Source organism: Nonomuraea aurantiaca (assembly GCF_020215705.1).
Classification (GTDB): domain Bacteria; phylum Actinomycetota; class Actinomycetes; order Streptosporangiales; family Streptosporangiaceae; genus Nonomuraea; species Nonomuraea aurantiaca.
Genome location: NZ_JAIWNB010000077.1, coordinates 1 through 9,716, shown reverse-complemented (window position 1 = coordinate 9,716; position 9,716 = coordinate 1). Strand labels below are relative to the sequence as shown.

14 protein-coding genes and 1 pseudogene are annotated in these 9,716 nt (G+C 66.2%); 3 read left to right on the top strand and 12 right to left on the bottom strand.

What is annotated here, in order from left to right; translation table 11 throughout:
• Positions 1–103: 103 nt before the first annotated feature.
• The 9 genes from LDL49_RS55775 to LDL49_RS55735 form a co-directional block, all read right to left on the bottom strand.
• On the bottom strand, positions 104–427 hold the full coding sequence (locus tag LDL49_RS55775; protein WP_225303076.1) for an Arm DNA-binding domain-containing protein: 324 nt from the start codon (positions 425–427) through the stop codon (positions 104–106).
• On the bottom strand, positions 424–609 hold the full coding sequence (locus LDL49_RS55770) for a helix-turn-helix domain-containing protein (protein WP_225303075.1): 186 nt from the start codon (positions 607–609) through the stop codon (positions 424–426). The genes LDL49_RS55775 and LDL49_RS55770 overlap by 4 nt, the downstream gene beginning before the upstream one ends.
• Positions 606–1,946: a replication initiator gene (locus LDL49_RS55765; RefSeq protein WP_225303074.1), complete on the bottom strand. Its 1,341-nt coding sequence runs from the start codon at positions 1,944–1,946 to the stop codon at positions 606–608. The genes LDL49_RS55770 and LDL49_RS55765 overlap by 4 nt, the downstream gene beginning before the upstream one ends.
• A 123-nt stretch (positions 1,947–2,069) precedes the next feature.
• Positions 2,070–2,228: a hypothetical protein gene (locus LDL49_RS55760; RefSeq protein ID WP_225303073.1), complete on the bottom strand. Its 159-nt coding sequence runs from the start codon at positions 2,226–2,228 to the stop codon at positions 2,070–2,072.
• The gene (locus tag LDL49_RS55755; protein ID WP_225303072.1) at positions 2,225–2,392 is read right to left on the bottom strand and encodes a hypothetical protein; all 168 of its coding nucleotides are present in this window, start codon (positions 2,390–2,392) and stop codon (positions 2,225–2,227) included. The genes LDL49_RS55760 and LDL49_RS55755 overlap by 4 nt, the downstream gene beginning before the upstream one ends.
• Before the next feature lie 11 nt (positions 2,393–2,403).
• A complete protein-coding gene (locus LDL49_RS55750) occupies positions 2,404–2,736 on the bottom strand; it encodes a hypothetical protein (protein WP_225303071.1) in 333 nt (110 codons plus the stop codon).
• A 13-nt stretch (positions 2,737–2,749) separates the two neighbouring features.
• Positions 2,750–3,436 carry a DUF2637 domain-containing protein gene (locus tag LDL49_RS55745; protein WP_225303070.1) on the bottom strand — a complete coding sequence of 229 codons (687 nt, stop codon included), beginning with the start codon at positions 3,434–3,436 and terminating at the stop codon, positions 2,750–2,752.
• A 4-nt stretch (positions 3,437–3,440) separates the two neighbouring features.
• Positions 3,441–4,811, bottom strand: a complete 1,371-nt coding sequence (locus LDL49_RS55740; RefSeq protein ID WP_225303069.1) for an FtsK/SpoIIIE domain-containing protein — start codon at positions 4,809–4,811, stop codon at positions 3,441–3,443.
• A complete protein-coding gene (locus tag LDL49_RS55735) occupies positions 4,804–5,136 on the bottom strand; it encodes an SCO3933 family regulatory protein (protein WP_225303068.1) in 333 nt (110 codons plus the stop codon). The genes LDL49_RS55740 and LDL49_RS55735 overlap by 8 nt, the downstream gene beginning before the upstream one ends.
• 143 nt (positions 5,137–5,279) lie before the next feature.
• Between LDL49_RS55735 and LDL49_RS55730 the strand changes: the two genes are divergently transcribed.
• Positions 5,280–5,663, top strand: a complete 384-nt coding sequence (locus LDL49_RS55730) for a GntR family transcriptional regulator (protein WP_225303067.1) — start codon at positions 5,280–5,282, stop codon at positions 5,661–5,663.
• 191 nt (positions 5,664–5,854) lie between these two features.
• On the opposite strand, the gene LDL49_RS55725 is transcribed toward LDL49_RS55730, so the two are convergent.
• Positions 5,855–7,159, bottom strand: coding sequence for a helix-turn-helix domain-containing protein (locus tag LDL49_RS55725; RefSeq protein ID WP_225303066.1), 1,305 nt, complete (start codon positions 7,157–7,159; stop codon positions 5,855–5,857).
• A gap of 98 nt (positions 7,160–7,257) precedes the next feature.
• Positions 7,258–7,545 carry a hypothetical protein gene (locus LDL49_RS55720; RefSeq protein WP_225303065.1) on the bottom strand — a complete coding sequence of 96 codons (288 nt, stop codon included), beginning with the start codon at positions 7,543–7,545 and terminating at the stop codon, positions 7,258–7,260.
• A 290-nt stretch (positions 7,546–7,835) separates the two neighbouring features.
• Between LDL49_RS55720 and LDL49_RS55715 the strand changes: the two genes are divergently transcribed.
• Both LDL49_RS55715 and LDL49_RS55710 read left to right on the top strand, forming a co-directional pair.
• Entirely contained in the window at positions 7,836–8,063 is a 228-nt protein-coding gene (locus LDL49_RS55715) for a GntR family transcriptional regulator (RefSeq protein ID WP_219534582.1), read from the top strand.
• A 115-nt stretch (positions 8,064–8,178) separates the two neighbouring features.
• The gene (locus tag LDL49_RS55710; protein ID WP_225303064.1) at positions 8,179–8,652 is read left to right on the top strand and encodes an NUDIX hydrolase; all 474 of its coding nucleotides are present in this window, start codon (positions 8,179–8,181) and stop codon (positions 8,650–8,652) included.
• A 146-nt stretch (positions 8,653–8,798) separates the two neighbouring features.
• Here the strand turns inward: LDL49_RS55710 and LDL49_RS55705 are convergent.
• Positions 8,799–9,716 (bottom strand): annotated as a pseudogene (locus LDL49_RS55705) (hypothetical protein); the annotation flags it as partial.

Here is a 9,716-nt window from a genome sequence, read left to right as displayed (position 1 = left end):
CGCGAATGGCCTGAACGGGCGGTAGTGTGCGTGCCACGAGCGTAGGTCCTTGCGTAGTGCGAACTTTGGTCGGTTCAGCACGGCAACCTACGCTCGTTCACTTTTACACCGCATCTCGGACGCGACCCTTGATCTCGACTGCGTGAGCCTCGATCCACTCATCGAGATACTGGGCGACTGTGATGGTGTTGCGGTCGATGTACTCGCCGCGCCGGGCCTTGACGCGGGCTTCGTCGCGGGCGGCTTTGGCGTCGTCCTCTGTGGCGAAGCCGCTTACCCAGCGTGGACGGCTTTCGCCGGTTTCTGGGTCCTTGACGCGGATGACGTAGGACCAGGTCGTTCCCCGCTTCATCACGCCGTCGCGGAGTTTGGGCGTCATCTTCTTCCGGGGCTGCTCGTCGGGGGTGGCCACGAGGGTTTTGGTCATGCTGCGTCCTCCTTCGTGGCGAGGCGGGTGATGTAGTCGGTGAGAGCGGAGACGGGGATGCGGCGGGAGCCGTCGATGCGGAGCGATGTGACCGCGCCAGTGGCGATGAGTTGGTAGAGCTTGCTCCGCGAAATGGCCAGGGCTTCTGCGGCCTCAGGGACCGTGAGGAGGAGCCGAGTCATGAGTGGCTCTCTACGGGGTGTTCTGCCGCAGGCAGCGGTCTTCCTGTGAGGGCGGCAGCGAGGAGTTGGTCTCCGGCTGAGTGGCCCTTGCCTGCGTACTCCCATTCGCTGATCACGAGGATGGTGTCTTCGTCGAAGAGGGGGAGGCGTCCGTGGTTGACCTCTTCGGTGTGAACGAAGCGCTCTCTGGCTGCTCGGAGTTCGCCGAGCGTGGTGGAGTAGCGACGGCTCTTGGTGGAGAAGTGGCCGCGGAAGCCCAGCATGTGGGCCCACTGGATCAGCCGGAGATCGGTCAGGGCGTCGAGGGCGCCCAGGCGCATGCACTGGGCGATCAGACGCCGAGCGTGTTCACGAATCGGCAGCGCGGCCAGGTCGTCGAGTGGTTGGATGCGGCGGTCCAGGGTGCCGACGCACTCGGCGGCTTTGGTCGCGTACTTGGCGATGTACGCCGCTACAGCTTGCTCAGTCAGCTCGCCGTCCATGGTGATGCGGCGAACGTCGAGCTGCGTGCCCCACCGGAAGGTACGGCTCAGTGGCTTGACCTCTGCAGTCACCACGGCCGCCGCGTGGTGGACGGCTTGGGCCAGGGCGTCAGCGGTCGCCCAGGGCGGAGGCGGTGAGGTAGGGCCGTCCGGTCCGTCGAGGCGGATCACGGCGTGAAAGTGGACGACGCCGCGCCGCTGGTACTCGGCGACCTTGGCGAAGGAGATCGTGGCCTGCTCACGCAGGGCCTTAAGGGTGAGGCCGGAGAGTTTGGCGAAGCGCCGGCGAAGGGCCTCGGTGAACCGCCGCCATAGCTCTGGGCTGATGGCGTTGAACAAAACCGATCCCTCGTAGTCGTAGCAGTCCGGGCACAGCGGCTCCCCCAGCCGTGGGTCGTCGGCGCTGTGCCGGTCAGTGCAGGACACGAGTTGCCCGTGCGGGCACGTTTTCGCGTCGCGGCGGGCGTGGCAGGGCAGGACCTTGCCGTTCTTCTCCCGCCGAACGTGTACAGCGCCGAACGAGGGTGCGGTCAGGGTGATGAACAGGCACGGATGCGCGCTGACCGTCTCGGGCACGCCCTTGCCGCCGACCAATCCAGCACGGACGAGCTGGTAGGTGTCGGCGCGGTAGACCTCGGCACAGGCCGGGCAGCGGCTGGCACGGCGGGTCTTGCAGGGCACGCGCAGGATGCCGTCTGGCTCCCTGATTGTGCTGTAACGGTGGAGAAGTTGGCCGGTGGCCTGGTCGTAGTGCTCGACCTTGCCGCGCAGGTGGATGGGCTGGCGGCAGCCGCCAGCGCGCTTGATCTGGCAGGCCCAACGCTTGTAGTTCGGGTCGTGGAGTCGGGCGATCATCCCGGCTATGGCGTGTGAGTGGGGCAAGATGGGGTCCGTCCTATCCGGATGTGATCTGTGGTGGGATGACCCCTCACCTGGCGCGGAACTTGGCGGTTGTGTGGCCAGGTGAGGGGACCTCGGCTATGCGCCGTGGTTGTCGATGCCGGTGCCGTCGCAGTCGCGGCAGGTCCGGCTGTCTGCGTCGAGGCCCATGCCGTTGCAGGTGCAGCAACGGCAATGAGCAAGCGGGACGGCGGCGAGGATGGCGGGCCAGTCGGCCCAGGACTCTTCGGCGGTCATGGTCGGTGGCCCTTGCGCGGGGTGATCGTGACGTAGAGCCGGTAATTGCGCGGCCGGTTCCGGTCGGGGAAGGCCCGCGACATCGAGGTGACGGTGAAGAGCTGACGTAGGTGGATCATGCCGAGGGTCAGTTCGGCGCGGTTGCCTTCGAGGCGGATACGCATGGTGGGACCTCCTAGGTGTTGTCGGGTGTGATGCAGCCGCGGTAGCTGTCTTCGGCGGCGTGGCGGGCACGGGCGGCGGCGAGGATGGCGATGAACTCGTAGCGGACCGGTCCGAAGCCAATGCCGGTCATGTAGTGGCCGTGTGGCAGGTGAGCGGGGTCGATCTCAGTGCCGAGCAGGCCGGCGACCTTGTCGACCTCGGCACGCATCTGGTCGTCGGGGCCCTTGTCGGGGAAGGCGCGGACGGTCACGGGTGCCGCCGAAACCGGTACTTGCGCGTGGGCTTTGAGGAATCCCGCCAGGGCGATGAGTCCGGCGATGAGGGCGTCTCGGTCGTTGTTCATGGTGGTGCGCCTTTCAGGTGTTTTCCGGGACGGTGCGCAAGGTGTGGAGCAGGTCGGAGGCGAGTTGGTTGGACACGCCGAGGCGGGCGCGGAGAACGTCGCGGGTGATGGGCTTGCCGTGTCTGGCGTGGTGTTCGTCGGCCACGCGGCGGGCGTAGTCGACCAGCGCCGGGGACGGTCCTGGTTGTCCGTCCTGGGCGGGGACGAGAGCGGGACGATCAATTGGCAGGACGTCAGAGGATTCGTCGGAACGCGGACGGGACAGTGAGACGTCTGCCGGGGACGTCTCGGAGACGTCCGGGGACGGGGTGGGACGGAGGCCGGATGCCCGACGTTCGAGCATGGAGACGGCGACGAGGAAGGCGGCTGCTGGAGTCGCCGCAGTGATCCAGCCCCAGACAGTTGGGTCGGCTTGTTGCAGGTTGGCGGCCAGAGAAAGGATGATGCCGCTGGTCAGGACGAGGACGGGCCAGGAGATCAGGCCGTACCGTGGGCGGCCGGTCTTCTTGTCGCGTTGGCGTTCGCGGGCGGCCATGACGCAGGTGAGGTCGATGCAGACGGCGACGGCCCAGGCCATCCAGCCGGACTGTCCGTGGTCGCTGGCGGTGTCGCGGATGTGGGTGAAGGACCCAGCTCCGGCGATGAGGGCCAGGACGAGGACGGGGCCGGTGTCGAGCAGCCAGCGGGCCAGGCGTCGCATCGGTTCAGCCCTTTCTCGGGTCCGGGATGGAGTCGAGGAACTCGGCGAGGTCGGCGTCGCTCATCTGCGCGTTGTGGCCGGAGATGACGTTCGCCCAGGTCGGTGAGCGGTCGGCGTAGGTGGTGGCTGCGAGTTCGGCGGCTTGTTCACTGACGTAGAAGGAGCGGGCGCGGTACCACTGGCCGTCCTGAGAGGCGACGATGGCGACGCCGGGTGTCTCGGCGGGGATGGCGCGTGCCGACGCGAGGGCGGCGGGGTCGAGGTCGCCGAGGGTCATGGTGGCGGTCTCGGGGTCGTTCACTCGGTGGCAGATCCGTCCCGAGCACTGGGCGCGTAGAGCGGTGACGCCGGGTCCGAGGTCGGAGCCGATCCGTTGGCCGCAGCAGAACAGATAGATGCCGAAGGCTCGTCCAAGCTGGGCGACCCGCAGGAGCGCTGTCGAGGTCTTGGCGATCTCGTCTTTCTCGCTCTTGTCGGCCATCAGGTAGAGCTCGGCCAGCTCGTCGACCAGGACGACGACGGGCACGGGCCGCTGGTCATCCGGCAGTTGCCAGATGTTGCGGGCGCCGGCCTCTCGGCACTGGGCCATGCGGTTGGTCATCAGCGTGACGAGGTCATCCAGCAGGGCGACGCATTCGGCCCGTGTGGTGCTCAACGCCGACAGTCGCGGGCTGTACGGGGTGAATTCCACGCCGCCCTTGAGGTCGAAGCCGATCAGGGCGACCGGTTGCGGGGCCAGCCCTTGTACGAGGGCGTTGGCAAGGTTCGACTTGCCGGACTGTGTAGCTCCGGCGTTGATGTAGTGCGGGACGGTCTTGAAGTCGATGATCCACGGCCCGCCGGTCTCCAGACGGCCCACGATGACCTTGAGGAGGTCGGGCGAGGTGGGCAGGGTCTCGACCCGGACGAGTGGGTCGCGGACGGTGGCGGACAGGACGACCCGTCCGGGACGAGGGGACGAGACGCGAACCGCGTGCACGCCCCAGGAGTGGGCGAGCCGTTCGGCGACGTCGGAGTAGTCGGCAGGGATCTGGCCTTCCAGGGTGTGCAGGGTGACGCGCCAGCCGTAGCGGGTGGGCTTGGGCAGCCACATGAACGGTTTGGTGTCCACGGCGATGCGCTGCCACTTGCGCCTGACGCGGACGACACCGGTGGAGGCGACCAGGCCGGGGACGGTGGTGAACCAGAAGCGCTGCCGCTTCTTGGTGAGGTTGCAGCCGAGGGCGACCTTGCGCCAGGTAGCCCGGACGCTGATCGCGACCAGCGGGAAGGCGGCCACGAGCCAGAACGACGGGTAATGCCAGCGGCGCCAGGCCCAGAGCCCGGCCGCCGCAGCGGCCAGGACTCCGAGCACTAGGAGGCGGGTGTCAGACACTGAGCGGCTCCCCCGCGGCCGGTAGGAGCGCGGCGGCGCGGTAGGAGATCCCCCATCGGCCGGAGATCTCCCACACGTAGCCGACCAGGCCCGTGGGGTTGATCTGCTGACCGGCGCTGACCGGAGGCTCTCCCGAGGTGCCGATCTTGACGAGTTCGATCCGGCCGAACTCGTCTTCCACAGAGACGGTGATCTCGTAGACGGTGTTGCCGTTCTTATCGGTCTTGATCTCGCCGGTGTCCTTGTTGAGTAGGCGCGGCTTGGGCGCCTTCACGCAGGTGATCACGAGCTTGCTGGTGTCGACAGGGATGGGGATGGTGCGCATAAGACTGGTCTCCTTCTGAGGTGATGTTCTAGATACAAAGATACCTAGGTATCTAGCTCTGTAAACCGAGATAGCTAAGTTGCTTCGAAATTCCTTACAGGTTGCCCAGAGACCTAGGCATCTAGAACCGCTACTGTTGAGTCATGGCAGCCACCGACCGGCGCCGGCCGTACCTGAGGATTGCCGAGGACATCCGGCGCGACATCGCATCAGGCCGGTATGCCGTGGGGGAGCAGCTCCCCGTAGCGCGCGAGCTGTCCGACCAGTACGGCGTGGCCATGATGACCATCGGCAACGCGCTGGCTGTACTTCGAGATGAAGGACTGATCGAGACCCGCCAGGGGTCGGGCAGCTTCGTCACCCGTACCCCCGACGACGTCGAGGCCGCCCCCGCCCCAGGCGAGCACAGCGAAGAGTTCCGTATCATCTCCGAGCAACTAGGCGAGATCCGCCGGCACATGCAGAAGCTGACGGTCAGGCTGGACGAGCTAGATGCTCGGACTCGTTCTGATCAAGCCGAGAAGTGATCCTCACCGCGCGGCGCTGGAGATCGGCCAGGTCAACCGTGATCTCTGCCAGCTCACGAAGCAAGATCTGTCGTTCGATCTCACTGAGACCCACGAGTACTGCCCCATTCGTGTAGGTAGGACGCCGAAGCGCCCCCGGGTTACCTGACGGGTGGGGAGCCAATGCGCGGATAGGCCCACCGTTGTTGGGACTAGAGCAGCCGCATTACCTTGGCGAGGTTGAGAATCTCGCGCTGCCGATGCAGTCGCTCGCTGCCACGAAGGTCACGCACGATGTTGCGGACCAATGGACGGTTACGGACGTGTTGAGGCGCGATGCGGTCGGCCCGGAGCACGGCGTCCGCCGCTTCGTTCTCCTTCCTGTTCATGTGGTAGCCCGCTGCGGTGCACGTCCAGTAGTGCGCCTGCCGCTCCGACGAGGCGATCTCGGCGATCTCGACGTGTTCGGCCCGGGTGATGACATCGCGAGGCCGGCCCAGCTCCATGCTGACCTCCACGGCGTGGATGGTGGCGTTGACCCGGTTGAACTGGGTCTGAAAGACGTTGCCGTCCCGCGGGAGGACTTCGGCGACGCGGCGAGCCTCTTCAAGGTGGCTTTCCGCCTCTCTTTGATCCCACAGCCGGGAGTACGCCACAGCGGCCCTCAGGTGCAGTGCACCCCACATCGCCTTGATCGTGTCGTCCGCCCCTACATGAGGCTCGATCTGATCGAGCGCCGACAGCGCCGCGCCCTTGGCTGGATCGAGCTGTGCTTCGTGCAGCCACACCCCGCACAGATCCCAGCTTGCCGCCGCGATCAGATCCGGCGAGCCGACCCGTTGCGCGGCGACGAGCTCCCGCTGTACTGCAGTCCAGCCGAGATCGTGATGCCCCAGGAGGTTGGACGACACCCGCGCCATGTGGCAGGCCCGCAGCATCAGCGCCTCGGCTCGATCGCGATCGGCTGACGAGCCGCTCGTGATCGCGATCAGGTCGGTAAGAATCCTGGGCAACACCTCGCCCAGGGCGGTGAACTTGGCGTCTTGGCGAAGCTGCTCGGCGAGTCGAACATTGGCCTCCAGTTCCTGAAGCGTCCGCGGTTCCCCCGGAGCCGGCAGCACCACTCCACTGGGCAGGGAGGCTTGCTGAAGCGCGAGCCTCAGCCCGGGAACCGCGGCGTGCCCGGAGTCGAGTTCCGCCGTCTCGTGCTGGTACGGCTGACCGGTCAGCTCGGCGACCTCCACCCCGAGGACCTCGGCGAGTTGGCCGACGACGCTCATCCGGTCGAGCGGCATCCGTCCGTTCTCCACCTTGGACAGCCAGGAGACGGACCTGCCGACCTTTTCGGCGAGGGTCGCTTGATCCCATCCTTTGCGGTGACGAGCCCGCGCGATCCGCTGGCCCTGCGTCACGTACTCTGTTGCCACGTCGCCGCCCCTCCTTCTCGTCGTCGCCTGCTTCGACGATAAGGCGGAGGACCTGCGCGACTGGCAGAAAAACTGCCAGTCGATAGGCATGCGAAACCGCAGGTCGGGCTTCGACCTGCGGAAACGGCCGTCACAGATCAGTTGCGAATCGTGACGCTACGTGCGCGGACTATGGGTTCGGCGTCTCATCACCTCGCTTCGCCGCGCATGATGCGCTGCCACAGCGTTTCCGCATCACCGACCTTCATCCAAGGACTATCGACGACGATCCAGGGGGAGACGGACCGGTCATGCCGCCGGATGAAGCCCAGTCCGCCGGCCCTGCACTGCTCGAAGACCAGAGGCAGGCACTCGCAGGTGTGGGCCCGGACGCGGACACGCTCCGTACGCCGCTCGACGGGTGACCAGGCCACCGATGTGGCGTCCGGCCGAGGCGAGGTGGGATGCACACTGTGAAAATCGCCGAACGCAGCCACAGGCTCACCGTCCCTCATAGCGCATGAGTGCCCCTGTCGGGCTGGCGATGCCCGAAGAGCACGGTCGATGAAGGGGCGTTGATGAGCGAGCAACCAGCTCGAACCGCATGGTGCGCCCTTACGGGGCGGCCCGCCGGAGCGCACGAGCGGAGCCCCACCCGGAGGGGCTCTGGACCTTCGCTCACCAACGCCATGCAAAGAGCCTATATTAACCTGTCCTAACCTGTCTACGGCATTGCTAAGCATGGCTGTTATATGCCGGAAGGTCCAGAGATACCTAAAGTCGTCCTATGATCGAGTGGGACCCGAGGCTCTACAAGTGGGAGCAGATAGCAAATGTCGTCGCGGAACGCATCGAAAGCGGTATCTACCCTTCTCTCACCTTGATCTCCGAGGTGAAGCTTCAAGAGGAGTTCGATGTTGCCCGTGTCACGGTACGGAAGGCCATGGGAGCCCTCAGGGACCGAGGCCTGATCACCACCAAGCCGGGCAAGGGCTCCATAGTCGCGCCGCAGTAGCCATGTCCAGTGTTCGATTCGCCAAGCACGTCCCGCTTTGCGGGGATCATGTGGCCATGACAACGACAGCGACGAGCCCAAGAACAGGCCCTCAGCCAGAGTAGGCTCCTGGGCCGTGAACCAGCGGATCGACTACTACGACGATCTGGGCGCGCCTGCCCCTAACAGCCTCGTCCCGTCCGTGAACGTCGTGGTCACCAACGATGCCGGCGAGGTGCTGCTGATCCGACGCTCTGACAACGACAACTGGGCCGTGCCTGGCGGGGCCATCGACCTCGGCGAGTCCATCCCCCAGGCGGCCATTCGGGAGACTCTCGAAGAGACTGGGATCACTTGCGAGATCACTGGGCTGGTTGGCACCTACAGCGATCCACGCCACGTCATCCACTACACCAGCAACGACGAGGTCCGGCAGGAGTTCTCCATCGTCCTCACAGGTCGGGCGGTCAGCGGCCGGCCGACTCCGAGTACGGAATCTCGGGAAGTGCGCTGGGTGCCCCAGGACGAGCTTGATAGCTACGGCATGCACCGCTCGATGCGGCTGAGGATCAGCCACTATCTCCAAGGCGGCAGCCCGCATATCGGCTGAAGCAGCTGTAGCCAACAGTGTCAAGCATCAACCGCGACGGAGCAGCAGGCCATCGGGCAGCATAACCGCAGCTCAGAGATTTCATCGATCAGTGTCTGGTCTCACTTGATGCTTGACGCTTTGGCATCGGATGATGGTTGACACTCCTAGCCGATCTTTCGCTTCTTAGTATGCGCCTGGGACTTGATCCGGGTGATCTCCTGGGTGGTGGTTCGCGGCACGACGCGGATGGGTTCGCCGTTGTCGTGGATGGTGATGTGGGTGTCGTCCACGGTCACGTCCAGGATCTTGCGGGCGTGGATCCGGCCGACCTGGATCTTCTGGCCGATGATTTGGAAGTGTCCGCGGCTGCAGACCACCCGCTGGACGGTGACGGGCTCGGTCGAAGCGCCGGGCGGTGGTCCGGCGGGGCGGGCGTTGCGCAGGGTGAGGCATGCGGCGAGCGGGAGCGGGCAGGGCGCGGCGCGTAGCAGCAGGCGTTCCTCGTCCATGACGCGGGCGGTGATGCCGTCCAGGCGCACGATGACGCGGCGGCCGGCCAGGTGGGCGCCGATGCACAGGGCCCGGCCGGCCAGACTGATCGTGCCGATCGAGCTGACCTGCCGATCCACCTCGACGGCGCTCGCCGCGATCGCGGGCTCGGGGACGGGCGCGTCCGGTGCCGGGCGGGCTTGTCCCGAGGCCAGCAGTGCGGCCAGGTCCTTGACGGTCAGCCGGGAGGCCACGCTCTTGAGCCGGCCACCGCCGGTGGTGAACACATGCAGCCGCCGGGTGCTGATCCACACGGTGATCGGCAGGCCCGCCCGGTCCGGGCCGAGCCAGAGCTGCTGGCCCCCGATCGACAGGTTGCCCGACGCGGGCACGACCCGATCGACCTCGATCGCCTGGCGCGACAGCGGATCGACCTCGATCGTCTGGATGGGCTCGGGCCGTTCGAGGGTCGCGTCCTCGGAGCGGTGTAAAAGCTCGACGAGGTAGGTGCCGTGGGTTGATCTTAAGCGGCCACCGTTACGGACGTCGAGTCGCTCGCTGGGGTGGCCTCTGGGTGAAGCTGGGTGGGCGGC

Coding starts and splice junctions, on each gene's coding strand:
- LDL49_RS55775 (WP_225303076.1), bottom strand. CDS start 427: ATGACCAAAACCCTCGTGGCCACCCCCGACGAGCAGCCCCGGAAGAAG.
- LDL49_RS55770 (WP_225303075.1), bottom strand. CDS start 609: ATGACTCGGCTCCTCCTCACGGTCCCTGAGGCCGCAGAAGCCCTGGCC.
- LDL49_RS55765 (WP_225303074.1), bottom strand. CDS start 1,946: ATGATCGCCCGACTCCACGACCCGAACTACAAGCGTTGGGCCTGCCAG.
- LDL49_RS55760 (WP_225303073.1), bottom strand. CDS start 2,228: ATGACCGCCGAAGAGTCCTGGGCCGACTGGCCCGCCATCCTCGCCGCC.
- LDL49_RS55755 (WP_225303072.1), bottom strand. CDS start 2,392: ATGCGTATCCGCCTCGAAGGCAACCGCGCCGAACTGACCCTCGGCATG.
- LDL49_RS55750 (WP_225303071.1), bottom strand. CDS start 2,736: ATGAACAACGACCGAGACGCCCTCATCGCCGGACTCATCGCCCTGGCG.
- LDL49_RS55745 (WP_225303070.1), bottom strand. CDS start 3,436: ATGCGACGCCTGGCCCGCTGGCTGCTCGACACCGGCCCCGTCCTCGTC.
- LDL49_RS55735 (WP_225303068.1), bottom strand. CDS start 5,136: ATGCGCACCATCCCCATCCCTGTCGACACCAGCAAGCTCGTGATCACC.
- LDL49_RS55730 (WP_225303067.1), top strand. CDS start 5,280: ATGGCAGCCACCGACCGGCGCCGGCCGTACCTGAGGATTGCCGAGGAC.
- LDL49_RS55725 (WP_225303066.1), bottom strand. CDS start 7,159: ATGCCTATCGACTGGCAGTTTTTCTGCCAGTCGCGCAGGTCCTCCGCC.
- LDL49_RS55715 (WP_219534582.1), top strand. CDS start 7,836: ATGATCGAGTGGGACCCGAGGCTCTACAAGTGGGAGCAGATAGCAAAT.